Annotated in this window: 23 protein-coding genes and 1 other RNA gene; 9 read left to right on the top strand and 15 right to left on the bottom strand. The window is 43.3% G+C overall.

Annotated elements, in window-relative coordinates; translation table 11 throughout:
- Window positions 1-18: 18 nt before the first annotated feature.
- Together ACXAH6_RS15390 and dld are read right to left on the bottom strand one after the other, a co-directional pair.
- Window positions 19-432, bottom strand: a complete 414-nt coding sequence (locus tag ACXAH6_RS15390) for a DUF4826 family protein (RefSeq protein ID WP_474878225.1) — start codon at window positions 430-432, stop codon at window positions 19-21.
- Between the two features lie 26 nt (window positions 433-458).
- Window positions 459-2,198, bottom strand: a complete 1,740-nt coding sequence (gene dld / locus ACXAH6_RS15385) for a D-lactate dehydrogenase (RefSeq protein ID WP_474878224.1) — start codon at window positions 2,196-2,198, stop codon at window positions 459-461.
- Window positions 2,199-2,407: 209 nt separating this feature from the next.
- Between dld and ACXAH6_RS15380 the strand changes: the two genes are divergently transcribed.
- Window positions 2,408-2,635 (top strand): tellurium resistance protein TerC, encoded by a 228-nt coding sequence (locus tag ACXAH6_RS15380; RefSeq protein ID WP_474878222.1) that lies wholly within the window; start codon window positions 2,408-2,410, stop codon window positions 2,633-2,635.
- A gap of 91 nt (window positions 2,636-2,726) precedes the next feature.
- Here the strand turns inward: ACXAH6_RS15380 and ppsA are convergent, their stop codons facing one another.
- Window positions 2,727-5,099: a phosphoenolpyruvate synthase gene (ppsA, locus tag ACXAH6_RS15375; protein WP_474878221.1), complete on the bottom strand. Its 2,373-nt coding sequence runs from the start codon at window positions 5,097-5,099 to the stop codon at window positions 2,727-2,729.
- A 194-nt stretch (window positions 5,100-5,293) separates the two neighbouring features.
- On the opposite strand from ppsA, the gene ppsR reads away from it, so the two are divergent.
- Window positions 5,294-6,106, top strand: coding sequence for a posphoenolpyruvate synthetase regulatory kinase/phosphorylase PpsR (ppsR, locus tag ACXAH6_RS15370; protein WP_474878219.1), 813 nt, complete (start codon window positions 5,294-5,296; stop codon window positions 6,104-6,106).
- Here the strand turns inward: ppsR and ACXAH6_RS15365 are convergent.
- Window positions 6,086-8,050: a tetratricopeptide repeat-containing sulfotransferase family protein gene (locus ACXAH6_RS15365; RefSeq protein ID WP_474878218.1), complete on the bottom strand. Its 1,965-nt coding sequence runs from the start codon at window positions 8,048-8,050 to the stop codon at window positions 6,086-6,088. The two genes, ppsR and ACXAH6_RS15365, sit on opposite strands and share 21 nt — an antisense overlap.
- Before the next feature lie 91 nt (window positions 8,051-8,141).
- Window positions 8,142-10,784, bottom strand: coding sequence for a TonB-dependent receptor (locus tag ACXAH6_RS15360; RefSeq protein WP_474878216.1), 2,643 nt, complete (start codon window positions 10,782-10,784; stop codon window positions 8,142-8,144).
- Between the two features lie 298 nt (window positions 10,785-11,082).
- On the opposite strand from ACXAH6_RS15360, the gene ACXAH6_RS15355 reads away from it, so the two are divergent.
- Window positions 11,083-13,062 (top strand): BCCT family transporter, encoded by a 1,980-nt coding sequence (locus tag ACXAH6_RS15355; protein ID WP_474878215.1) that lies wholly within the window; start codon window positions 11,083-11,085, stop codon window positions 13,060-13,062.
- A 27-nt stretch (window positions 13,063-13,089) separates the two neighbouring features.
- Window positions 13,090-13,563: a MarR family winged helix-turn-helix transcriptional regulator gene (locus ACXAH6_RS15350; protein WP_474878213.1), complete on the top strand. Its 474-nt coding sequence runs from the start codon at window positions 13,090-13,092 to the stop codon at window positions 13,561-13,563.
- 92 nt (window positions 13,564-13,655) lie between these two features.
- Here the strand turns inward: ACXAH6_RS15350 and ACXAH6_RS15345 are convergent, their stop codons facing one another.
- Window positions 13,656-14,006 carry an RnfH family protein gene (locus tag ACXAH6_RS15345; protein WP_474878211.1) on the bottom strand — a complete coding sequence of 117 codons (351 nt, stop codon included), beginning with the start codon at window positions 14,004-14,006 and terminating at the stop codon, window positions 13,656-13,658.
- Entirely contained in the window at window positions 14,003-14,434 is a 432-nt protein-coding gene (locus tag ACXAH6_RS15340) for a type II toxin-antitoxin system RatA family toxin (protein WP_474878210.1), read from the bottom strand. The genes ACXAH6_RS15345 and ACXAH6_RS15340 overlap by 4 nt, the downstream gene beginning before the upstream one ends.
- Window positions 14,435-14,576: 142 nt before the next feature.
- On the opposite strand from ACXAH6_RS15340, the gene smpB reads away from it, so the two are divergent.
- Window positions 14,577-15,056 (top strand): SsrA-binding protein SmpB, encoded by a 480-nt coding sequence (smpB, locus tag ACXAH6_RS15335; RefSeq protein ID WP_474878208.1) that lies wholly within the window; start codon window positions 14,577-14,579, stop codon window positions 15,054-15,056.
- Between the two features lie 5 nt (window positions 15,057-15,061).
- Here smpB and ACXAH6_RS15330 read toward each other — a convergent pair whose 3' ends face one another.
- Window positions 15,062-16,303 carry an NADH:flavin oxidoreductase/NADH oxidase family protein gene (locus ACXAH6_RS15330; RefSeq protein WP_474878206.1) on the bottom strand — a complete coding sequence of 414 codons (1,242 nt, stop codon included), beginning with the start codon at window positions 16,301-16,303 and terminating at the stop codon, window positions 15,062-15,064.
- A 161-nt stretch (window positions 16,304-16,464) separates the two neighbouring features.
- Entirely contained in the window at window positions 16,465-16,821 is a 357-nt protein-coding gene (locus tag ACXAH6_RS15325) for a winged helix-turn-helix transcriptional regulator (protein ID WP_474878205.1), read from the bottom strand.
- 157 nt (window positions 16,822-16,978) lie between these two features.
- Between ACXAH6_RS15325 and ACXAH6_RS15320 the strand changes: the two genes are divergently transcribed.
- The 3 genes from ACXAH6_RS15320 (at window position 16,979) to ACXAH6_RS15310 (ending at window position 20,154) form a co-directional block, all read left to right on the top strand.
- Window positions 16,979-17,824 carry an SDR family oxidoreductase gene (locus ACXAH6_RS15320; protein WP_474878203.1) on the top strand — a complete coding sequence of 282 codons (846 nt, stop codon included), beginning with the start codon at window positions 16,979-16,981 and terminating at the stop codon, window positions 17,822-17,824.
- Between the two features lie 140 nt (window positions 17,825-17,964).
- Window positions 17,965-18,323, top strand: a transfer-messenger RNA (tmRNA) gene (gene ssrA / locus ACXAH6_RS15315).
- Between the two features lie 268 nt (window positions 18,324-18,591).
- Window positions 18,592-20,154 carry a tyrosine-type recombinase/integrase gene (locus ACXAH6_RS15310; protein ID WP_474878201.1) on the top strand — a complete coding sequence of 521 codons (1,563 nt, stop codon included), beginning with the start codon at window positions 18,592-18,594 and terminating at the stop codon, window positions 20,152-20,154.
- Between the two features lie 311 nt (window positions 20,155-20,465).
- Here ACXAH6_RS15310 and ACXAH6_RS15305 read toward each other — a convergent pair whose 3' ends face one another.
- The 5 genes from ACXAH6_RS15305 to ACXAH6_RS15285 all read right to left on the bottom strand — a co-directional run bounded on the left by ACXAH6_RS15305 (window position 20,466) and on the right by ACXAH6_RS15285 (window position 24,404).
- Window positions 20,466-21,173: a hypothetical protein gene (locus ACXAH6_RS15305; RefSeq protein WP_474878199.1), complete on the bottom strand. Its 708-nt coding sequence runs from the start codon at window positions 21,171-21,173 to the stop codon at window positions 20,466-20,468.
- A gap of 59 nt (window positions 21,174-21,232) precedes the next feature.
- The gene (locus ACXAH6_RS15300) at window positions 21,233-21,661 is read right to left on the bottom strand and encodes a hypothetical protein (RefSeq protein WP_474878198.1); all 429 of its coding nucleotides are present in this window, start codon (window positions 21,659-21,661) and stop codon (window positions 21,233-21,235) included.
- Between the two features lie 114 nt (window positions 21,662-21,775).
- Window positions 21,776-22,126 carry a hypothetical protein gene (locus ACXAH6_RS15295; protein ID WP_474878196.1) on the bottom strand — a complete coding sequence of 117 codons (351 nt, stop codon included), beginning with the start codon at window positions 22,124-22,126 and terminating at the stop codon, window positions 21,776-21,778.
- 232 nt (window positions 22,127-22,358) lie between these two features.
- The gene (locus tag ACXAH6_RS15290) at window positions 22,359-23,297 is read right to left on the bottom strand and encodes a YbjQ family protein (RefSeq protein WP_474878195.1); all 939 of its coding nucleotides are present in this window, start codon (window positions 23,295-23,297) and stop codon (window positions 22,359-22,361) included.
- 93 nt (window positions 23,298-23,390) lie between these two features.
- The gene (locus ACXAH6_RS15285) at window positions 23,391-24,404 is read right to left on the bottom strand and encodes a hypothetical protein (RefSeq protein WP_474878193.1); all 1,014 of its coding nucleotides are present in this window, start codon (window positions 24,402-24,404) and stop codon (window positions 23,391-23,393) included.
- Between the two features lie 63 nt (window positions 24,405-24,467).
- On the opposite strand from ACXAH6_RS15285, the gene ACXAH6_RS15280 reads away from it, so the two are divergent.
- Window positions 24,468-25,118 (top strand): recombinase family protein, encoded by a 651-nt coding sequence (locus tag ACXAH6_RS15280; protein ID WP_474878191.1) that lies wholly within the window; start codon window positions 24,468-24,470, stop codon window positions 25,116-25,118.
- A gap of 256 nt (window positions 25,119-25,374) precedes the next feature.
- Here ACXAH6_RS15280 and ACXAH6_RS15275 read toward each other — a convergent pair whose 3' ends face one another.
- Window positions 25,375-25,866: a hypothetical protein gene (locus ACXAH6_RS15275; protein ID WP_474878190.1), complete on the bottom strand. Its 492-nt coding sequence runs from the start codon at window positions 25,864-25,866 to the stop codon at window positions 25,375-25,377.
- Window positions 25,867-25,869 lie beyond the last annotated feature (3 nt).

Below are 25,869 nucleotides of genomic sequence, written 5' to 3'. Positions count from 1 at the left end.
TTGATTATCTATAATCGCTCAAGCGCTTTGCCACAGTTTTTCGTCGCTAAACATGGCATATAAATCTTCAGCGCGGGTTTGCAACAAGTCTGCAAACGCAAGTTGCGTGTTTTCTTTCGTACCACTTTGACGAATATTTTCCGCCTTCATTTGCCAATTCAACGAGAAATGACGGATCGCTTCTCGCGCGTCGTTGGCGTGCTTTTGTAGTGCGAAGTCGGTGGGCAAATCTCCGCTGATCACCCAATAGTATTTACCGTCGTTAGCTTGAATCTTCCACACCGCCAAATAGGGTGCCAGATAGCGACTGTCTTCCATTACCACACTTTGAAACAGTACGCCATTTTCGGCTAAATACTTGTTCGCCTTTTGAAATTGCTCTCGAACCCAATCGCCAAGCTTTTCTTGATCATCTATTTTTTTATCTGTCATCACTTACTACTTGTTGTTTTTTATTACTAATGAGGTTTACCACAACCGCATTCATGGCCGGTTGCTTCAGCCCAATGCTTTAATTTAGAGGTTTTGCCAATACCTGGGTTAAAGCTGTTCGTTGGGTCGAGTTGTTTGTAAAACGACTTCAACGCATCTTTAGCAAAATACTCATGGCCGACATTGTGTTCAGCGGGGTATTCAGCGTGTCTTTCATCGAAGGTTTGTAATATTTTGGCCTTCAACGCTTTGGCATCAACGCCTTTTTTCAATACATAGTTTTGATGCATGACGTGGCAAAACAAGTGCCCGTAGTACAACTTAGTATCAATTTGGCTGTTGATCTCTTCTGGTAGCTCTTCAAACCATTGTAGGTCATTGCGGCGTAATGCTACGTCGATGGTCATCATCGCGCCCACATTTTTGCTGTTCATAATGTGGTAACGCCCAATCGCTCCCCCCGCCACAAAGCGATGCAAAATGGCTTTGTCTGCTTCTTCTTCGGTACACTCAAAGAAGCCACCTTTTTGGTGGTTAAAAAATTCATTCAAATAGGCGCGGGTTTCTTCTACCCCTTCATTACTCGTTTCAACAATCCAATGATGCTGATACTGGTCGCGAAACGCTTCCATACGCTTTGGCAAATGGCTAGGCAATAAATAGCTCATATATTGCATCACGCGGTCAGACATTTTGTTCGGTAAAAAGCCCAGCTTGTCAGCGAAGGCATCAAACTTGCGTTTAAAGGCGAACAACTTGGGGATGAATTTAGCGCCAAGCTTGTCGATAACCACAAACATGTCTTTGCCGTACTTTTTTGATACGTCGTAACAATCTCGGTGTAAGTATTCACCTGAATCAGGTAAGTGTTTAAACGTAGACAGCACATCGCGACGAATTTGTGTTAGTACCTTGGCATCGTTAGTACCTACATAAAACACTTGTTTCTTTTCTGGGATCGGGAATGTATCTAAACGCACGGCAAATACGGCGAGTTTACCGGCACTGCCTGATGCTTCATACAAGCGTCGACCGTCGTTGTTAAACCGAGACGGCGTGTCAGCGTCAACATCACGAACGCGATCATTGTATTCATTATCAGATGCGCGGCGCTCAGGAAACGTCACATCAGCGTCTGAATAGCGTTGATGTTGCAAGTTTTCCAGCATTTCTTCCGGTGTGTCACCCAGGTCAATGCCTAAATTATTCACCAAGCTCAGCTGTCCGCTTTCATCAATTTGCGCAAATATGGCTAACTCGGTATACGCAGGGCCGCGTTTGACCAAAGCGCCCCCTGAGTTATTGCAAATACCGCCAACAATAGACGCGCCAATACACGACGAACCAATCACAGAATGGGGCTCACGGCCATAGGGGGCGAGGGTTTCTTCTAGCCCAAATAGCGTGCTACCCGCTAAGCCAACAATTTGCTTACCGCTATCAATAATTTGGATTTGATCAATACGCATAGTACTGATGATGACAATAGGACGGTCGTAGTCTTTGCCATCTGGTGTCGAGCCGCCAGTTAACCCCGTATTCGCTGCTTGCATAATCACCGCAACATCGGCTTCCACGCACAGTTCCAGTGCTTTCCAAATCTCAACTAATGAAGCTGGGCGCACTACGGCGAGGGCATCACCCGAGCCAAAACGAAAGCCTTTACAATACGGTTGCTTCTTCGCGCTGTCGGTCAATAAATAACTGTCACCGACGACTTGACGTAATTGTTGGATCAAATGTTGAGTATTAGATTGTTCAGCCATTTAACTTCTCAGAAACGGGGTTAAAACAAGGGTACTTACCATTAACGGCAAGCACTATACACCAAACATCACGCTTGAGGGGCGCAAGGTTGGATAAAAATTCACGCTTTTCTGGTCACGAATTGTAACATTTGTCAGTACCTTTTCGCGAATTCGGCATTATAATGAAGCTATTGGAATTAGTTGTTTTAGTGATAAGGAGCAAACCCATGCTAAAAGCGTTGCGTTTAACGATTGGTGGTTTACTTACCGCGGCTGGGGTGATCTTCTTTATCTTGCCGGGTTCTATTTTATTTTTAATTGGTGGATTACTGCTGCTCAGTTATGACTGGCCTCGTGCACGTACCCTACTCGCCCATTGCCAGAAAGGCATGAGCCGAAGTGCCAGGAAATTAGATGCCATATTACTGTCGCGCAAGTTGCGTAAGCGCACCTAGTCGCCAACATAAACAGCGGCGATACAGTTAAAAAAACCGGCCAAGTTAATACTGGCCGGTTTTTTCTTTTTAGTGTGTGGCTAAGTTTAGCTTAACCGTGCTTTTCAGCGAGGTATAACCATGTCTCTACCACGGTATCTGGATTAAGCGACACTGAGTCAATACCCTGCTCGACCAACCATGCAGCAAGATCTTCGTGATCAGAAGGGCCCTGACCACAAATACCTACATATTTACCGCGTTTCTTCGCCGCTTGAATAGCCATAGAAAGCAACACTTTTACTGCTTCGTTACGTTCATCAAACAAGTGAGCGATTAAACCTGAATCACGGTCTAGACCTAGGGTTAACTGAGTTAAGTCGTTTGAACCAATAGAGAAGCCGTCAAAGATATCCAAGAACTGGTCAGCAAGCACAGCATTAGACGGTAGCTCACACATCATGATAACGCGTAAACCGTTCTCGCCTTGTACAAGGCCCTGCTCTCTCAGCAATTCAATTACCTGACGCCCTTCGTCCAGCGTACGCACGAATGGGATCATGATCTCAACATTGGTCAAGCCCATATTGTTGCGCACGCGCTTAATAGCCTCACATTCCAACGCAAAACAATCGCGGAAATCTTCTGAAATGTAACGGCTCGCACCACGGAAGCCCAGCATCGGGTTTTCTTCATGAGGTTCGTACTGGTTACCACCAACAAGGTTGTAGTACTCGTTCGACTTAAAGTCAGACATACGCACAATCACCTTCTCAGAGGAGAACGCTGCAGCAATAGTAGCAATACCTTCAACTAACTTTTCGATATAGAACTCTTTTGGCGACTCGTAACCAGCAATGATGTCGCTAATTTCTTCTTTCAAGTCGTCAGACTGTTCGTCGAAGTTCAACAAAGCTTTAGGGTGAACACCAATCATGCGGTTAATAATGAACTCAAGGCGTGCCAAGCCCACCCCTTTGTTCGGCAAGCGAGCAAAATCGAAAGCACGGTCTGGGTTACCCACATTCATCATGACTTTTAGCGGTACATCCGGCATAGAGTCAACACGAGAGGTGGTTACGTCAAACTCCAGTTCGTCACCATAGATGAAACCTGTGTCACCTTCGGCACACGACACCGTTACCTTGTCGCCCGTATTGATTGAGTCTGTGGCATTACCACAACCCACGACTGCGGGAATACCCAACTCACGCGCAATAATTGCGGCGTGACACGTACGACCGCCGCGATTAGTCACAATTGCAGAGGCTTTCTTCATGATCGGCTCCCAATCTGGGTCGGTCATGTCGGTTACCAATACATCGCCCGGCTGAATGCGGTCCATTTCGTCAATTGAACCCAACACTTTGGCTTCGCCTGCGCCAATTTTGTGACCAATTGCACGGCCTTCGCACACCACTTTAGCTTGGCCTTTCAAAGAGAAACGCTCAATGGTTTGTGCATCTTCACGGCTGCGAACAGTTTCGGGACGCGCCTGAACGATATACAACTTACCGTCAGTGCCGTCTTTGGCCCATTCAATGTCCATAGGACGCTGATAATGCTTTTCGATGATTTGCGCTTGCTTCGCCAATTCCATCACTTCGTCGTCGGTTAACGAGAAAGTGCGGCTGTCGGCTGCATCAATATCGACAATCTCGACCTGTTTACCATGGGTGAGATCATCAGAATAAATCATCTTGGTGAGTTTGCTGCCAAGGTTACGGCGCACAATCGCTGGCAAACCTTTGTTTAACGTTGGTTTATGTACGTAGTACTCATCAGGGTTCACGGCGCCTTGTACTACCATTTCACCCAAGCCGTAAGAACTGGTGATAAACACCACATCTTCAAATCCAGACTCAGTATCAATGGTAAACATAACACCCGAAGACGCAATGTCACTGCGCACCATACGCTGAATACCCGCAGAAAGGGCAACACCTTTGTGGTCATAGCCTTGGTGCACGCGATACGAAATAGCACGGTCGTTAAACAAAGACGCAAAAACGTGTTTGATAGCGACTAATACTGCATCGTAACCTTTAACGTTAAGGAAGGTCTCTTGCTGACCCGCAAACGATGCATCAGGCATATCTTCAGCTGTCGCTGAAGACCGCACTGCAAAAGACGCTTCGTCGCCGGCGTCACCTTGTAAGGTGGCAAAAGCAGTTTTAATTTCGTTTTCAAGGGTAGGCTGGAACGGTGTATCAATGATCCAATCGCGGATAGTTTTACCCGCTTGCGCTAACGCGCCTACGTCGTCTACATCTAGCGTATCCAATAAATCGTGGATACGCGCTTCAAGGCCACTTTGCTCGAGGAACTCGTTGAAGGCATAAGCGGTGGTTGCAAAGCCACCAGGGACTTGCACACCCGCGTTTGCAAGGTTGGAGATCATTTCTCCCAAAGATGCATTTTTGCCGCCAACTCGCCCGACATCATGCATGCCCAATTCTTGATACCAAAGCACGTATTCTTGCACTTTCCAAAGCCTCCAGCTTGTTTATTTTTCAGTACCCAATAGTTGGGTTGTAGGGTATTGCCGAGTACTGATTTTGACAGGGAAGCCCTATCAGACTAGCTTTTCGACTAGGAAATTTTAGAATGTGCGGAATAAGAAAGTAAAATTTTATTTCTTTTTGTAATAAATTTACAACAAATTCGCAAGGAGAGAAAATGCGAGCGGCTTACTATATTTCAGATGGCACAGCCATCACTTCCGAGGTGTTTGGCCACGCACTGCTGTCTAACTTCCCGGTTGAATTCAATCATATCACCATCCCATTTGTTGAAACTGAAGAACAAGCGTATGCCGTGTTAGAACAAATATCTGAAAGTTTTCAAGATACCGGAGAACGACCGCTTGTTTTTTACACAGTTGTAAACGTAGATATTCGCAATATTATCGCTCGTTCAGTGGGGATCAATTACAATTTTCTCGACCAATTTGTCGCGCCTTTAGAAAAAGTACTAGGGGTGCCGTCTAAACCAGAAAAGCATCGCACCCACAGTATTCATGAAACGACGTATGATATTCGAATTGAAGCGGTGAACTATGCGCTGGCCAATGACGACGGCTCCAATGTAAAAGACTATGAAGAAGCCGATATTATCCTCGTAGGCGTGTCTCGTTCTGGTAAAACGCCCACCAGCCTATATCTCGCTCTGCAATACGGTATAAAGGCTGCGAACTACCCCTTCACCGAAGATGACATTGGCGACATGCTAAAAATGCCGCCGGTATTACGCCGCTTTAAAAACAAGTTATTTGGCCTGACTATTGATGCTAATCGGTTGCATCAAATTCGTTCTGAGCGTCGAGCAAACAGCCGCTATGCTTCGCTGCAACAGTGCAGAATGGAACTGCGAGAGGTAGAGAATTTATATCGCCGAGAGAAAATTCACTACCTCAACAGCACCAAATATTCGATTGAAGAAATATCGGCCAAGATCCTCGCACAAACCGGATTAAAGCGTCGGAAGTACTAACGCTGATTTTAATGGCTCCAAGTGTGTATCGAAATGTTGCCACTGAGCCATCGAAGTGCGAAAGATAGGTTGGCGTACTTGTTCCGAACTGGGTGTTTTAATTAAACGCTCGGTTTGGTGGTAATTAACGCATTGGCGGTTAAAGGGTAAACCACAAAAATCGAGCATACGTCTAACCTGCCCTTCTAAATCGTCAATCACATCTTCGTGCTGCACTGTCAGTATTTGTTTGGGCAACACTTGATGCCAATGTGCCATCAAATCAAGATAGGCCCGATAATAACGGCCAATTTCCTCTAGTCCATAAGTGAACTCTTGGCCTTCTCCAAAGAGTTGTTTAAAACCACTAAAACAACAGGCCATAACTTCACGACGAGCATCGATGATTTTCGCGTTAGGCAAAATGCGTTTAATCAGCCCAATGTGAATGAAGTTATTCGGCATTTTATCAATAAAATAAGGCGCATCTTGACGATAGACTCGTGTTTGCTCAATGTACTGCTGGCCCAAAGCTCGGCATTGCTCGTCAGACAATTCACCAAGGTTTAGAGGATATCCCTTGCCAACTGAAGACAAGCGAGACGCTAACCCCATAATATTGTGCAGCTCCATTATGCCGTCAACATCGGGGTGAGAAGCTAATATTTGCTCTAACAAAGTAGAACCGGCACGTGGCAAGCCCACGATAAAGATAGGGTCGGGTGCGTCATAACCCGATGTTAAATGACCAAAAATCGACTGAGGGCACGCCTCTTTTTGCGCTTTCATGGCTTGTTCAGTACGCCCGATATCGTAACCCGATGTCACAAGCTTGAGCTGATTACCTTTGTGGTAATAGGCAAATGCCTCATCGTACGCCTTGGCATCTTCTAGCGCTTTACCAAGGGCAAATTGCAGATGGATTTTGTCGTCAATACCTTGGCTGCTATCTTGCTCAATCTGCTTCATGCTGGCAATTTCATCGTCACTGAAACGATAGGTCTTGGTGTTAGCCAAGCTCCAGTAGGCATCACCAAAATCCCGTTGCAGTTTGGCCGCTTGCCGATATGCTGAAATCGCAGATTCAATGTCGCCTTTTGCTTTTAACGCATGGCCTTTGGCAAGCCACGCACCGACGCGCTGAGGCTCTTTTGCTAAAATAGCAGTAAATAATGTAATGGCTTGTTCTATGTCACCAATGCCTACCAAAGCATTAGCGTAATTAACAGATACGGCGATATTAGTGAGTGCTTCGGCTCCCATCTTCTTGGCATGAGCACAGGCTTTATCGAACTGCCCCACCTTCATCAATAAATCGAGATATAGCGTGGCCGCCCGATAATGATCTGGATAAAGCTCAACACAGCTTTCAAGTAAAAACTCAGCATCGTGATACACCTTCAATTGCATGCCAATTTCAGCCAGTAGCATCATGGCATCTGGCTGGTGCTTATTCTGCTGTAAAAACTGCCGACAAACCTGCTCTGCTGTCGTCAATTCCCCTTCGTACATCAGGTCATACCCACCAAGGATGGGGCGTGGTAATGATTGTAGGTAACGCAATTGCTCATTCGCAATCGCCAGCGCAGCCTCTTGGTGTTGTTGCTGGTAAATAGGAACTAATTGCTGCCAGCTCGTCATTAGCGCAGGATTGTATTGCGTTGCGCGATAAAACGCTTCAGCGGCACCTTTGCTATTGCCTTGAACTTTCAGACAATAACCCTTTTCCTGATAAGCCCTGCCATAATCAGGTACTTGTTGAATCAGCTCGTTTAACGTCACTAAGGCTTTATCTGTTTGTGCGAGCAGGCGCTGTGTAACCGCCTTCAGATACAAAACCTCTTTTAATTCACCCAATGACAGAGTGGATACATCAAACGCTTGCAGTTGAGACAAGGCATCCGGCAATCCTCCCTGTTGCAAACTTTTTTTGATGTCGTTCAGTGTTGTTTTTATCGTTGTCATTCAGATCACAAAAAGTAAAAGAAAACGGCAAGCCCATCGCTTGCCGTTACACTATCATTAGACTTGACCGAACGTAAACGCTCGGGGACGATCAATAGTAATCGTAGGAGAATCGCAACCCAATGGTACGAGGACGATTCGTGACCACTTTTGGCGTGAACTGTTGTGTATCAATATTTAAAATCGCACTTTCATCGAACAAGTTATCGATGAACAATTCCGCTTTCCAGGTATCGTTGGTTACCCCAAAGGCGATATTAGTCAACACGTAACTGTCTTGTACGTATCGGCCACCTTTGAACGTTTCGCCATTGGCATCAGCATAAGTTACGCCTTCGTATACCGCAGCTTCTTCCTTAATCGACAAACCAGAACCGGTGCCGTAAATCAGGTTAGTCGCATCTTCCATTACGTATGCGTCCATCACCATGCCCGCTAAACGGTCGCCTGTGTAGCTCACCGAGCCGTTGACATAACCGGTTAGACCATCTGGTAACTCATAGTAATAACGCGCATTAATGTTGCCAGAGAAGTCTGCACTGTAAGGTAGTGCAGAGCCTACACCAGCGGCAATTCCTTCTAGCTCAGCGTTAACACGTGTGAGTTCTGTATCCAATACACTAAACGCGGCGCTGATCACTAAATCGTCAGTTGCCAACCAAGTAATATCTGCATCTAAACCACGAATTTCGGCATCGCCCACGTTATCAGTGAACACTAAGAAACTGATGTTAGTTGGGTCGAAACGAGAGGTTTGTAAATCGGTAATTTCTGAATAGTAAGCTGTGGCGTTAATACGCACCGAACCGTCGAGAAAATCACCTTTCATACCAATTTCATAGTTGTCTAATTCATCGGTTGTGGAATACACCGGAATACGGAAGTTTTCGAATGTACCAGACTGATTACTCGCTAAACCACCACCAACTCGGTTGGTCACCGGTGGACGGAAGCCTTCAGAGTAGTTAGCAAACAACAATACGTCTGGGGTCACTTTCCAGTCTACGCCAAACTTAAAGATTACATCATCAACCGTTAGTGTGCCGTCTGAACCCAGCTTATCTACCTCTAGTTGCCCACTGTCTACGGCAGCTTGCACCGCGTCAGGGTCGAGACCTACGGCAGCCAATTCGTCAGGGTCCATCGAGCCAAATGCTTGTACTCGACGAGTCACGTCTACTGTAGTAGTCGACCCACGATAAGTATCTTCAATCTGATACCAACGCGCACCAAAACTTACGGTAAATGTATCGGTAATATTGTACTCAAGTTGCCCAAACGCAGCGATTTGTTCAATTGTGTGAGTAATGTCGTTAACAAAACTCACTTCTGAGGAAAACGGCCCGCCGTTACTGTTAATACCTTCATTCCCCACTAGCGTGCGCGCTAAATCAGGGAATTTCTCTGTGCTGGCAATTTTAAACTGCCCCACGGTTGCCACTTCTTGATCATCATAAAATACCCCTGCAGTAAGCTGCCATGGTGTATTTAAATTGGTATTAACACGGAATTCGTGTGTTTCACGCGTGGTGTCGGTATCTTCTTTGTAGAATTTGGTAGGGTCTAAACAACGCTCATCAGCGGCGTTACCCGTGCCGTAAATACACACGTAATAAGCAGAAAACAAACCGCCATTGGTATATCCGGTGTAATCAGCCAAGGTTTCAATATCACGATTTAAATACCCACCTGTGTACACTAGGTCTAGTTTGTCTAAACGCCCTTCTAACGTCCAGGTTGTTAACCCAAACTCATCAGAGTTTTCCTCTGGCTGGAAGCGATTTACTGAGCTGTCGCCGGCGAGATTAGGGTCGTAAGCAAACACCCCTTCCGTGTCTAACGTTTGCTGAGTATGTTGGATCAATAAATCCCAATCTTCATTCAGAATATACGACAAGCCAAAGCGCACACCAGCGTAGGTTGCGTCGTTGAAGTCGTCTTCAACCAAACTATCGTTGTTTGGCGATACAATTGGTGTATTTTCTGGGTCGGTTAACACACCACCCGATATACGACTAATAACTTCTGCACTACCAATATATCCGCCATTACCGGGGTCGTTGGCAATGTTGTCAATCCAACCACCTTGGTTGTCGTTATAGGCGGTCACTCGCACGGCCAAATCTTCGTTAATTGCGAAGTTCATAAAGGCTTCAACCGAATTGCTCATTTCACCGCCGCGCGTAGAGGATACTGACATATCAACACCCGCTGAAAACCCGCTATGGTCAGGCTTGTTGGTGATCATACGCACTGTGCCGGCCTGAGAACTCGCACCAAATAATGTGCCTTGTGGCCCGGGAAGTACTTCTACCCGTTGGATATCTGCCGCCCAAACATCAAGGTTACGGCCCGCCATAGAAACCGGCATTTCGTCGAGATAAAAAGCCACCGATGGTTGAAGTGCTTGCACAGAAGACAACATGATATTTGATTGGGTTGTCGCTGCACCACGAATGTAGATTTCATTTTGCCCAGGGCCAGTTCCTTGGAACGTCACATTAGGCAGAAACTCTACGTAATCAGAAAAATTTTCAACACCTAGGTTTTCTAGTGCATCGCCATCGAGTGCCGTTACCGCTACCGGAACATCTTGAATTGACTCAGAGCGCTTAGTTGCTGTGACTTCTATAGTTTCAATAGAGGCTTTGGCTTTGCTACTGGTCTCCTGCGCATAGACGGGTACGGTAGCGAGTGCGGCAATAATTGCGCAACTCAGCTTGGTTTTTTGCATAGTGTGATCCTGTGTTGGTTCTTATTGAAATGATATTGACGACGCGAACACACGCCGAAACAAGAATTAACTTTTACTATTACTTTACCATTTAGATCATAATGCATTTTGAAATAATCTCAAATCCATTTGTATTCTAACTATTTACACCATCATAAAACCTCAAATTAATCAAAATTTGACTATTTATTACATCTAAAACTAATAATTACTACACAAGTTTATTGAATGCGATAAATACGGTATATTTCACCTTCTTACATCCTGCTAAAATAATTAGAATGCGGAGCGTTATTGTTTGAATAGTCAGTCCCCCACACCAAATAAACACACTCTGAACAAACCTGTGTTTTTGTTTTCATCGGCCAGCATATTTTTGCTGCTGTGTTTCGCCGCAATAACACCAGACGTTGCCAATCGCTTTTTCGGTCATTTGCAAGACATTATCGTGACTAATGGCAGCTGGTTTTACGTGTTAACAGTGGCCATTATTCTGATCTTCGTAGTCATTTTAGGCTTTTCCCAGTATGGCGATATCCGTTTAGGCCCCGACCACGCCAAACCTCAATTTTCATTAGTAACTTGGTTGTCGATGCTGTTTGCAGCGGGCATGGGCATTGGTTTGATGTTTTTTGGTGTCGCTGAGCCGGTGATGCACTATCTCGCACCACCAACAGCAGAACCGGGAAGTATTGATGCCGTGCGGGAAGCCATGAAAACCACGTTTTTTCATTGGGGGCTACACGCATGGGCCATATATGCCGTAGTGGCACTAGTGCTGGGATATTTCGCATATCGTTTGCATTTACCATTAACGCTGCGCTCTGCGCTTTACCCGCTTATCGGCGATAAAATTTATGGCTGGCCCGGTCACATCGTTGATATTTTTGCCGTTACTTCAACCATATTCGGCGTGTCTACCTCTCTGGGTTTTGGGGCGAGTCAGGTAAATGCTGGGCTAAGTTATCTTTTTGGCATTCCTAATACTACGGTTACACAAATGTTGCTCATGGCTGGTGTTGTGGGGATTGCTATTATTTCTGTCACTACGGGCCTTGATAAAGGTATTCGACGGTTATCCGAAACCAATATGATTTTAGCCGTCGCTTTGATGGTGCTAGTGCTCGCCTTAGGGCCAACCGTATTTTTACTGCAAGCTTATGTGCAGAACACAGGGGCGTATTTGTCAGATATTGTACGCAACACATTTAACCTGTTTACCTATGAAAAAACCGATTGGATTGGTGGCTGGACAATCTTCTACTGGGGATGGTGGCTTGCTTGGGCACCTTTCGTGGGCTTGTTCATCGCGCGTATTTCCTACGGCCGTACACTGCGTGAATTTGTACTTGGTGTGTTATTGATCCCTTCTGCATTCACCTTGCTATGGATGACCTTCTTCGGCAATACCGCCATCGACAGCATTATGAATCATGGCAATGAGATGCTCTCGAATATGGTACAAGAAGACACATCTGTGGCCTTGTTTGTGTTTTTAGAACAGTTCCCCTACGCCAATGTGCTGAGCTTTATTGCCGTGCTCATGGTGATCGTATTTTTTGTCACGTCTTGTGATTCAGGTGCTATGGTGGTCGACATGCTCTGCTCTCATGGACGCAACGACACCCCGTTGTGGCAGCGTATCTATTGGGCTGTTGCGGTAGGTATTGTTGCCGCAATACTACTTTACGCTGGCGGCTTAAATGCACTGCAAACCATGACTATTGCAGCTGCCCTGCCCTTTGCAATTGTGTTATTGGTTGCCATGTGGGGGCTGGTCAAAGCGCTACGGGTAGAGAAAATAAAGCAAGAAAGTTTGCAAATGTCGGCTACCCAATTAGCAAGTGGCGACCTTACTCAGTCTTGGAAACAACGGTTAGACAATATAGCCTCATTCCCTAACCGAAACACAGTAAGCCAATTTTTAACCAAAGTTGTGTCACCGGCACTGCATGATGTAGCCGAAGAATTTGAACAGCGCTCGTTTGAAACACAAATTGAGAAATCGAATAAGTGGATTCGACTAACGGTTTCGCAGGGTAATGAACCCGATTTTATCTACGCTGTTTACCTAACATCCAGTGCCCAACCAGAAATATTGCCTACAGAGCAGGAAACAGTGGACACGCATGATGAGCAAAAGTACTATCGCGCCGAAGTGCATTTAAGTGAAGGTGGCCAAGATTACGACATTATGGGGTGGTCTAAGGTTGCGGTGATCAACGATGTCATCGACCACTATCAGAAGCATCAGCACTTCATCTATTTGATGCGATAATGTTGGCGAAGTATTGGTGAAAAGATTATGAATAAAGAAGAAGAATTGTTGGTGGCTTTACGCCGTGTTATTCGCGCTATTGATATGCGCAGTAAACAGCTAAGCAAAGACGTAGGTTTAACCGGGCCACAACTGTTGGTGCTGCAAAATATTGAAGCAAAACCCGGAATCATGGTGCGTGAAATTGCTGACAGCTTAAATTTAAGCCCCGCAACCATCACCAATATATTAGACCGCTTGGAAAATCGTGAACTGGCCTCGCGTATTCGCAGCAATCAAGACAAACGCAAAGTGGGCGTGTACCTTACTGACGCAGGTAAAGCCGCGCTAGAAAACGCCCCTCGCCCCTTACAAGAACACTTTATAGAGCGCTTTAATAGCCTTGAAGAGTGGGAGCAAAGTCAGATGGTTGCCACTATGCAGCGCATTGCGAGTATGATGAATGCGCAGAATATCGACGCATCGCCAGTGTTAGAAGTAGGCAGCATTGCAGAAAAATAAACCGCCCACTGTCTAGTGTATAGATGCAAAAAGGGAGCGTATGTGTAAAACATCCGCTCCCTTTATTTTATGTACTAGGTATCAAGTCGTTGTTAATTACTTGCGCGTTGTTTATTAACTCTACCGCCAGTGACTTTATCCGCGCGCCCTTCTTCTATCGCCTTTTCTGCCCGGCGCTTGCGCACTTCTTTAGGGTCTGCGATTAACGGACGATAAATCTCGATTCTATCGCCATCTTGTAGTTCATAATTGGGCTTAACGACACGACTCCAAATTCCAGTGCTGAGTTTTTGCTCCTTCAACTCAGGGTGTCTGTCGAATATTCCAGACTGTGCAATGGCATCTTGAATACTAGTGCCGGCATCGACTTCAAAACTCAGCAAGGTTTGCGTGTGTGGCAATGCATACGCCACCTCTATTGATAACTTATTTAATTCACTCATCGATACACCACTTTCGCTCGTTCAGTAAACGCCGTTACCATACTTGCGGTTAATGAATTAAAAATTTTGCCAAAGGCCATTTCGATGAGTTTATTGCTAAATTCAAATTCGAGATCGAGTTCAATTTTACACGCAGACTCTGACAACGCAGAAAACGTCCAACCTCCAGATAAGCGCTTAAACGGCCCATCAACCAACTGCATATTGATACGGGTAGCCGGCTCCAAGACGTTCTCTGTTGTAAACCATTGTTTCACCCCTGCCTTTGCAACAAGCAAAGAGGCTTTCATCGTATTGTCGCTCTGACTGATGATTCGGCTTTCCGTACAACCCGGCAAAAACTCAGAATACGCTTCTACATCGTTAACCAAATCAAACATTGATTGCGCGCTATGTGCAACTAACGCACTGCGATGAACACTCGGCATTGTAACAACTTTATCCTGACTAAAAACGCCAGTGTACCATGAACCGCTTAGGCGTCATACGCCTGTAACACTCGGCAGAAATTTTAATCCTGCCGTCGCGGAAAATGAAGACAAGTGCACGGCAATCAGTATAATAGCGCCCATGAAAAAGAATAAAGCCAAATCAAATACTACGGGAACCATCGCGCTAAACAAAAAAGCGCGTCATGAATACCATTTAAGTGACAAACTCGAAGCCGGACTTGAGCTTCAAGGTTGGGAAATTAAAAGTATTCGTGCCGGTAAAGTTAACATCACAGACAACTACGTGATTATACAAAACGGTGAGGCCTATTTAGTAGGTAGCCGAATCACGCCGTTAAACCAAGCATCTACCCACGTAATTTGTGCGCCTGAGCGCGCGCGCAAACTGCTATTAAATAAACGTGAAATAGATCGCCTTATTGGGGCGCGTGATCGCCAAGGTTATTCAATTGTCGCCACTGCGATGTATTGGAAGAAATGTTGGGTGAAGCTAGAAATTTACCTCGCCAAAGGTAAGCAAAGCCACGATAAGCGCGACACGGTGAAAGATCGCGACTGGGAACGTCAGAAAGCCCGCGTCATGAAGAAAAACGTCTAATTACCTTAGCTGTTTTGCTTAATCCAACGCTGATAGCGCCGTGTAAGACGGCGCTTATTGATCTCGTCGAGTATTAACGACCACGCAAACGACGCGTGGCGCTGAGTACGGTGATTATCTCCTAAACGCCGCAACTGCCTGCGAACGGCAGCCATATTAGCTAACGCCGACAACGCCTTGTGTGACCAAGTACAATGAGGGATCACCCCTTTAAAATCCGGTTTGCTGAGCCATTTGTTAACTAGGTCTGGAGTAATGGCTAACGCACTTGCCATACCAACTAAGTCGCAGCCTTTTTCTAACACTTGTTCAGCAATTTTACGACGCATGATACCGCCGGTTGTCATGACCGGAATACAGGTGTGTTCTTTAATGTGGCTAGCAAATTCAAGAAAATACGCTTCACGAGCTAAGCGACGTTCATCTGCCCCATTCCCCTGCATAGCTGGCGCTTCATAATTACCGCCAGACAATTCAACGCCATCAACATTTAAGCCCTGAAGCAGCTTAACCACTTCAACTGCTTCACCAATATCAAAACCTCCACGCTGAAAATCGGCTGAGTTCAGTTTTACCATCACCAAAAAATGACTGCCGCAATTAGCACGAATTTGGCTCACAATGTTCACCAATAATCGAGACCGATTTGTGAGGCTACCGCCCCATTGGTCATTGCGCTGATTAGTTAATGGCGACAGAAACTGGCTAAGTAAATAGCCATGGGCACTGTGTATTTGCACCCCATCAAAGCCCGCTTCTTTGGCTTTAACAGCCGTAGTGACAAACCGGGCGGTTACATCGTCAATGTCTTGCTGAGACATTTCAACCGGCATATCGAATAAGCGAGAAAACCGCCCCACATCCACTTGTATTGCAGAAGGAGCTAACACTTTTCCGCCTAATTTTTTCAGTGCTTGGCGACCAGGGTGATTAATTTGCATAACCGCAAGCGCTCCTTGCGATTTGATCACTTTCGCCCATTGCTTAAAAGGCTCCAGAGCTGTGTTAGCTTCAAGTACTACGCTGCCTGGCCCTGTCATTGCTAGCTTATCCACCATTACGTTACCAGTTACAATGGTACCTAGCTGGCCATCGGCCCAATGACGATACAAATTAAGTAAACGAGAACCCGGCAATTGCTGGCTGTTTGCCATGTTCTCTTCCATTGCAGATTTCACTAAACGATTGCTCGCCTCTTTCCCACACGGAAAGACAAACGGTGAAAATAAATCTGCAACATTACTCATGCTAAATGCCTGTTCAAAACTCAAAACGCTGCGTACTTTAATCGAGTTTGCACAAGAATGCATCTATCATTCTACTTTATGTAAACCTTTAAGAGCTAATGTGTAAACTTTTGTTATTTCGATATTTTTAATTAACAAAATAACAACACTATACGATCAAATTAATGCGCCTCATCATAAGCAACTTGCGCCGCCAGCACGTCATCCATATTACTCTCTGCCCAATGTGCTAGCGCCTCCACCGCCTTGTTCAAGGTTGTACCTAAGGGCGTTAACGCATATTCAACCGTTACCGGTACAGTTGGAAACACAGTGCGAGACAACAAGCCATCACGCTCCAACTTTTTTAATGTCTGCGATAACACTTTCTGCGAAACGCCCTTTATCTCGCGCTTAAGCTGATTAAAACGTTTATTTTCTGAGCGTAGTGAGTCGAGAATCAGCAAGGCCCACTTATCAGCAATGCGATCTAGCACCGCTCTGGTTGGACAACGATTTTCATACACATCGTATTGCATTGGTCTCTCCATTGGTTACCCAAAGGTAACTATGTTTCAAAAAAGTGCCTTCTTACATCGGCGAATTGAACCCATTATACTTACCGCAGTTTCCAAAAGATACTTACTTTACTTTTAACACCAATCAATATTCTGACTATCAGAACGAGGAACGAACATGAGTACAATTTTAGTAATGGGCGCAACCGGCACCGTTGGCCAACATCTTGTTTCACAGCTATTAGCAAACGACCATACCGTTATTGCAGCAACGCGCAGTGGACAGCAATTACCCAACAACCCTAACTTATCAACCGTAGAGATTAGTCTCGCTACCCCTACAAGCTTTGAAAACGCCCTAAACGGCGTAGACAGTGTGTTCATGATGCTACCGTCTGGCCAAATACAAATTGAAGAGATACTGCTTCCATTAGTGAAGGTAGCAGCAGAGAAAAAAATCAAGGTAGTAATGCAAAGTGTATTTGGCGTAGATGCCGACGACAATATTCCTTACCGCAAAGTAGAAATAGCCCTAGAAAACAGTGGCACGCCTTATGTGATTTTACGCCCCAACTGGTTTGCCGATAACTTTCATACATTCTGGTTACCAGGCGTACAATCAGGTGTAATAGCATTACCCGCAGGCGAAGGCGCATCGAGCTTTATTGATGCACGTGATATAGCCGCTAGTGCCGCAGCAGCATTAACAAGTTCAGAATTCGACAATCAGGCATTTAACCTCACTGGCCCTGCCGCCCTTACCTATACACAAGCGGCTGAATTGATCAGTGCGCAATTAGGCAAACCGGTGCAATATCAAGCGGTATCTGATGACGTATTTATTGCGGGATTGGTTGATGCTGGCGTACCACAAGACTACGCTGGGTTTCTCGCCTCGATATTTTACCCCGTACGCGAAAATTGGACCTCTGCAGTAACCAATGATGTTGCCACGCTCACAGGCACAGCGCCTCGTTCATTGGCTACATATTTAGTTGATAACAAAGACAAGTTCATTAACTAAGCAATAAATACCAATAACGCGCACTAAGTGTACAAGGCGATGATCATTCTTGTGGTTAGCTCGTAATAGCTGTACAATCCGCCTAAATTCAAGGCCAAGAAGTAACAGGTTTTGAATATTCCTAGCAATAGGAATACCTTGGGGCTGATTAGGATTCGACAGGACTTAGGAAGCTTGAGGTGCATGCAGAGGAGCGGTTGGCCTCTTAAAAAAGCCGCATTTAAAGTAGTCGCAAACGACGAAACTTACGCACTAGCCGCTTAATAACCGGCATAGGCCCTTTCACCGCTGCTTTGTTTGCTAGCGTGGATTCGAAAGGTCATATAAGCAAACTAGCGAGGGAAACTCTCCTGAGGTTGAACCGCGAAACAGTATCAGGACAGCTACCAGGAACCCTGTTTGTCGGGGTCTAAAGTAGTTAAACAAAAGACAAACTAAGCATGTAGTACCAAGAGTGGACACTTTCTGGACGCGGGTTCAAATCCCGCCAGCTCCACCAAATTCAAGGCGTAACTAGTTTTAAATCAGCTAGTTACGCCTTTTTCGTTTGTAAGAGTTGCAGCGGGTGTCACGAATGGGTGTCACGAATGTTGCCATATACATATCTCCGCCAAAATCGCTTAGGCATTTACGTTCTCCGATTTAACATCCCATATTCACCACCAGTCAGATCTATAAAATACGAATTTTTTATTCGTAGAAATTCCCAAACCAAATCAATAAGCTACCGCCAAGTAGTAATTTCTCTACGCACCAGAGAGCCCTCAGTGGCTAAGCGCATATACGCAGATATTATTTATTCTGCGCTGTCATTGGTAGAAGAGTATAAAGAGAATATCGATTTGATAGACAACCAAGAAAAACCAATCGCATTTGAGAACCTCAGAAACACCCTACATCAACTGTCCAAAGTGTCGAATGACCCAAATAAGCCCAGATGGATGCACAACATCCTTGCTAGGAAGGGAATGCGCCACTTCGAAGAAGTTGACCAACAACATTGCGAACGAAACAAGGAAAATTTAGAGCTCCGACAAAGAGTCATTCAACATAAAAAACAATCACAAACGTTAGCCGAACGCATTGAAACCAAAGATAGGACCATTGAGGTACTCACCAACAATATACAGTCTATACAACCCATTATTGAGCTAAGAAAACCTCATCAGCTCGTGTCTACTGAGCTTGAGCAATATATTTCCGAAAAAGAGATATCTAATGAATGGAATGGCCGGTCACTCTCTCAAAATAGCGCTAATTTAAAAAGGTTTACTGAAATCATAGGAACAGAGCTTTCCGTTAGTGATTTAAATGGAGACGTGATTAGACACTACCAATCAATCTTACAAAGGCTTCCTCGTAATGCTGGGAGGATATTGGCAAATTTATCAAATCAAAGTGCAGTAGAAAAAAAGCAAGCATGGACTAAGCTAGCCGATGAAAACTCAGGGGCTTGTCTGATTCCTTCAAAGCACCTCACTGTTGTAGCTACCTTTCTAAAATGGTTGTACAAACAAGGTAGCTTAGATAAAGATTTATCTGTTTTTATCAAGCACGTTAAAAAGAATCGGGATAGTGTACAACGAGGACAATATGAGCCGGAACAGTTAGCCGATATCTTTAATAGCTATATCTATTCCGACTATTTGAGACCCCGAGAGTCTTCGCCGAAATCCTATCATTTCTGGGCTCCAATAATTGCCCTCACTACCGGTATGCGTATCTCCGAAATAGCCGCATTAGAAGTAGAAGATATCGTTGTGCACAAAGAAATTAGGTGCTTCGATTTAAATGAAAAGTGGAAGTCGAAAGCACTTAAAGAATCCAACTTATCCAAAAGTAAAAAGAATAAGTCATCAGTTCGTATCATCCCAATACCAGATGTTCTCTGGGCAGCGGGGCTGAAATTTTTAATCGGAAAGAGAAAGTCTGGATTGCTTTTTCCAGACCTGACTTTAAGCAAGAGCAAGGGATTGGGAAATGAAATATCTAAGTGGTTCAACGAAAGTTTTTGTGAATACGGAAAATTATCTAAGTACAATTCGAAAGGCCACAAGCTAGTATTTCATTCATTCCGCCATACTTTTATCTCTTGCTTAAATGAAACTGTTCTTTCAATAGGTAAGATCGATAAAACTGATGCGTTTGCACTTACTGGGCATACGTCTTCTGAAGTGAGAGACACGGTTTACACACATTCGGTATCTATGGAATATTGCAAAACTTTTATGGATGCTATGGATTTTGGAATTGACTTGTCTCAGTTAAGTTACGAAAAATTCCTGAACAGAATCAGACCATTAAAGAGTGTAAGAAATGCAAAAGCGTAATATTTCGGGGTAAAAAAGAGTAAAAAAGGGGAAATTTAAAGCCAAGCAAGCAACCATTTTGAAACAGCTCTCAGAAGCGTAGACCGTCTATCTCAGCTATTAATTGTTGATTAGTTGAAATTAGTTGAATGAGTTCTAACTCGAACTGGAAAAATCAAATTAGCTGAATTAGAACCCAATCAGTCCTTAAACTTCGGCTATTGGTCAAAAGCTGTCATTCTGAAAAAACGACCTAGCTCACTCTAGAACTAATAGTGGACATAAACCCCTAGCTCACCGGCACATGCTGCGTACAGCAATTTGTTATGCATCTATGCTCTCCGATTATAAATTGGAGTGGTATTTCTCCGAGATGCAATACCTTTTAACTCAATCAGCCTATTCTGTATCTGACCAAGTATAAATTGATGCCAGTTAGCTAGCTCTTTCATCTCCCCGAGGCATTTTTCGGGTTCGATTTTTGATTGTTCGAATCTGTATAGCGAAGCGATCTCACTAAGAGGAATTTTGTATCTGTCAGAAATTTTGCCAGTAGTTAACATATGAATCTTGCTAGGAGCTTCATAGGACCGATCCCATGGCAAATCTATTAAAGAAAAGTCGTTACTACCACCTGTCTCTTCGGGGAAACAGACCCCTTCATTACGCCAGTATTTTGAAGGGTCTTCGTCTTTGAGTGAAAGTAGGTATGCAAAATGCTCTGTTCTTCCAGAATGCTCTAGATAATTTATCTCTTGCATCAAATCATATAAATCATCTGCTTTTTCGGTAAATATTCTGTTTTTTTCTATCCTTTCCTGCTCTTCATTTTCTCGCCTTGCAGCCTCTTCGGGATTATTCTTTGCCCATTCAGAATACTCCTTTTTTCGAGCTTCTTCTTGCCTAACAAACTTTTCTAATTGACGGCGTTTTTCATCAGCTTCAGAATTCACCCTACCGTATTCGTCAAAAAACACGTTTAGTAGCCATACAACAATTACCAAGAAAGCAATAACACCAAGCGTCTCAAAAAAAACCATTCACAAATTCCTTCTCGATTTAAACTACCAAAACGTCAAATTGTGCAATTATTTATTCATTAGTACTCGATTAGGTTATTGAATACAATAGATCTTAATTCCCTAACTTCTTGAATTAAATTATCAATTGATGGAAATTCCTCTATGCTCCTTTTCCGGTACTCCAATTTTTTTGCCTTATAGATGGGTGCCAGTTTTCTTATCAAGGAGAAATCCTGAAGCCCAAATTCATTAGCCTTATCAATTAAGACCGCTAGATCATGTCCTATATTTTTCAGCTCTCTCAACTTGGTATTATTTTTAAATAGATAACTTTTGAGCGTAAGCTCTGCCGAGTGCCCTAACAAATAATATGTGACCACCCAGTAGTTAATTTTTGTTGGTGGAACTCTATTTAAGGTTTCAGCGGCTTCAAAGTATTCTCCCGAGAGCGAATAGAAAGTTGCCTCATCTTCAGATCCATCCCCTTCATAGTCAAATATACTCATGGATTCTCCATTGATGCATAACGCCTTGCTAAGAGGCAAAAAATAGTTGACTAAAATTAGCGACGAAGAAGCAAAAGCCAACTATTTTTTGTAATTTTAAGCAACTTGTTAGCATTAAAATTCGTCTGCAGTGCTTCTTTCTTCATAGACGGGGTAATCGAATTCTAACTCTCCGTCATCACCGATAGTAAACAGTAAGCTATCTGTAACTTCATTATTTACATCCATATCAGCGCAACCATTATAAATATTGTAGTCATAACTATAATCTAATTGGTATTCATTTCCCTGAATATGTGAAATATAGTCAATTCTTAACCCCGTATTATTTGTCGCTCGTTGATCTATATGGGATAAGTCCGCAATAATTTCTTTTTCTAATTCATCGATATTATCTTCAATGAGTGATTTTAATGCTTCACATAATTCAGACTGTTCATTAAAATCTGAAGTTTGGAAAATCATAATTTAAATTTACTCCGTAGTTTGGCTATAGTGCAAACATCTTATTATAGAGTGTTCCAGTAGAAATAAACTAACGAAGTTTCAACTAATGCGATGGGATTTGAGTAAAAATTGATAACGCCGGCTAAAAGCAATGAGAACGCAGTATTTTTACCATCGCTTATTTCCATTATTCGCTCATTTCGGCAATTGATCAATTGAGGACTATCAAAATATAGTTGAATTAGTCTAGCTACTTTTGGATCTTAATTGCGGTCCCATTAACAACTAAGAATAACATTGGGTCTCCCGCCCCTCCTATCTCACTGTAGTCAAAATCAACAGCGACTACTGCATCAGCTTCTAGCTCATAGGCTTGACGCTTCAAATCAAGTAGCGCGAACTCTTTTGCTTTTTTTAAAGCATTTTCTGTAGAGCGATTTCTGTCCTTACCTATGCTTGATATTTCAGCAAACGCACCCGCCAAAAGTTTAGTTCTATGGGCATACTCTGCAGAAATAATACCGAGCCTTTCACTAACAGGAAAAGGCGATGGTGATTCTGTTGTGAGAATAATTTCTGGAAAACCAGCCCTTTCTTGAGATTCATAACGTTCCTTTTCAGCAACTTCTTTAGCAGCTATATCTGCGGCTAACTGTTGTTGTTCTTTTATCTTTTGCCACTCAACCCGCGTTTGTTCAGAAACTTTAATTTTAGCTATTTGATTAGCCGATGTGAGAGCCTGTTTAAATTGCTCCGCCACCTCGTCTTTGAAGACAGCTATTTTCTTTCCGTCATGCAATATCTGTAGGCCTTCATCATCATCGATTGTATTAATTTGCTCCGCTGAGAAAGCATGTTGAATTGTTTGCAATGACCCGCCGATGAAAAAGAAATCAGTCCCATTGCGAGCTTTCATTACATTTGAGATTTCTAATTCAACTACATCTGCGGTAGTGTTTAATCCAAAGTCTCTAACAAGTGATTTATATGCCCTTTCACTCATCGATAATGTGGTTAGGTAATGATTTTGATACCAAAACGTAACTTCGCCGTCTTTAAATCCAGCGAAAAGCTCAGAATAACTAAACTCAACATCGTTGAATGTATCTTTTAAACTGGATGGATTTGAGTAAATATCCCATCTGCTTAGATGTACGCCCAAAGGATCTACTTTTTGACGACCAAACATAATAACCTCCGTTGTCATTTATTAACTGATTGGGTATGTAAGGATTAACACGGGAGAATCGATTTTTTTTATAACGATACCTACCTCTACACACTAAACCTTATAGGACTTTGCTTTTTTACGTAGTTTATTTTCACTTAGAACATCATCTACAAAGCTCTGCGTATCTTTTCTGAGTTGGGAGCTTATAGAAAAATTATACTTACTACTCTCGAACAGCTTTTCACCACCACCATCCACGTCAGGTAAACCTTTTGATAGATAGTCAGCTAAACCAATATTGATTATACGTTTTACTTTTTCTTTGTATGAAATAGTGATTAACTTTCCACAAGTCAGTTCGAGAGAACTTCTAACTTTCCATTCGGTTTGATCACTATCCGTCTCAATTTCATGTGCTATCAGTTCTGATTCACTTTTTCCTAGTTGCTTGCAACTAACCCAATTAGAATATCGATCCGTGAAGTTCACAGCTCTGTCTTTCTTCGAAACCATACTGTTTGAAATTAATGCATCCTTAATTTCAGAAATAGTTTTAGTCGAACCTACGTCGATCAAATTACCTATAGCCAATTCAGGAATATCGAACAAACAGACGAGGTGAACATGCAAACCAGTTTCACCTTTTTCTACAACAAAATAGTAGTGGCTTAACCCAAATTTATTTAATAACTGTTTTGTTAATTTCTTTCTAATTGCGGTAATAGGGTCATGAGCAGAACCTTTCAGATCTAATTCCTCTAGTTTTTCGATGTAATTTTGATCTAGATGAAAGGTTAGCATCCCCAGCCGGAAAGTAGATTTAGTTTCTGCTATTGTACAGAGTGTGTCAGTATGTGCTCTTAATGCATAATTGATTTTTTGAGAAGGGGCCCCCTCTTCAATTGGGTATGTTTTATAGAAGTGTCTTTTGTCACAAATCTCTTTTAGATACTTTGAGTCATAGTACTTCCTATAACCATTATCAAACGGTACTGTTAGTCGCGTTGAAAACTTTGACCTCGCATTCCTCAAAGCCGCAGCAATTCTATCCTTTCCGGCCATTCTTATAATTTCTACTTTGACAAATTTGTGCCGAGTTTTACATTTTTTCACCCGCTTTTTCAAATCATCTATCCTACGATATACAAATCACAACCAGCGTTGTTATTTTGTAAGGAATGAAAAATCATGGATTTTGTTGTCTATCGTAGAGTAAGTACCAAAGAGCAAGGAAAGTCTGGATTGGGTTTAGAAGCCCAGAATCGCGATATAACGCTTTATTTGGAAAATTACGCACCCAATACCCATAGAATAACTAAAAGCTTCACAGAGATCGATACAGGAGCTAATTCGCGCCGTCCAATATTACAAGAAGCGATCCAATTAGCTAAATCCACCAGCGCTACACTCTTAGTCTCCAAACTAGACAGGCTGAGTCGCAAAGTTTCATTCATAGCCAGCCTTATGGAAGACCGCAAGCTAAACTTTAAAGTGGCGACGATGCCCCATGCCGATCCATTTCAATTACACATATACGCAGCGCTAGCCGAGCAAGAGCGAGAGTTCATAAGCAAAAGAACAAAAGCCGCACTAAAAGAAGCAAAATCGAAAGGAAAGCAGTTAGGAGGCCTAAGAGACACTACCCGAGCAAGAAATGAAGCCAAAAAGAAAAAAGCGGATGATTTTGCCAAAAGTATTTGGCCTCTCATTCAGCCAATGGTTGATAGCGCTTTACCTCTAGCAGAAATTGCTCGCCGTCTTAATGCTATGGGTATTGAGACAGCGAATGGTGGGAAGTTTTGGGCTAGTAGTGTTAGAAATTATATAGTCCGAATCTAACCTTCGTTGAACAGAAAAAGAAATACCCTAATTTATTATCCATTTTAGGTCTCATGTTATTTGTAATCGCTCGTATCGAGCTGGCAGTCTTCAACTGATGATTGACCCGCCGCTTTAGACAAGGAGCGGACTTTGAGCAATGTGTTTTGCTATTTTCAGCTATTGGTCAAAAGCGGACATGGGTTGATTATAAAGCTCTGGTCAAAGCAACTAACCCACTATAAATGGCTTTGAATGACAATCTTAGCGATATAATTTAGTCAGTTTCTTCATCATCTTTAGGTACTGGCTTGGGAAGCTGTGCAATTTTTTCATCAACACGTCTCCTAAAAGAGCCCAGCTTTAGGTGAACTTGGGAATTAGACATTATTTGACCAACAGCATCCGCAAATGCACTTTGATCATCTGCGACGATATGATTTTTTTCTCTTACTATGGTAACCGGGTAAATATCTTCTGAGAATTTTATCTTAAACAAAAACAAGTCTTCATCTGACTTTTTATTTTTTATGTAAAGGAGTTTATACCCTGTTAATTCTTTCGGCTTCAACATGTTCGTGAGAGCTAACATCGGATCTTGATTTTGTACATATTCAATTCGTTGTTCATGCTCGAGCTCCATTTCAAGAAATCGATTCAGGGATTCTTTTAAATCACTTAAAACCGCTTTAATTTCAGCTTTATTTTTCTTAACATTTTCAGCAGCAGCTTTGCCCTGCTGTAGGATGTTGTCAAAGTTAAAAGACATATT

It is taken from the genome of Alteromonas sp. ABE4_545 (genome assembly GCF_056161325.1).
The sequence above is the reverse complement of the archived record's forward strand: the minus strand, read 5'-3'. Positions and strand labels throughout refer to the sequence as shown.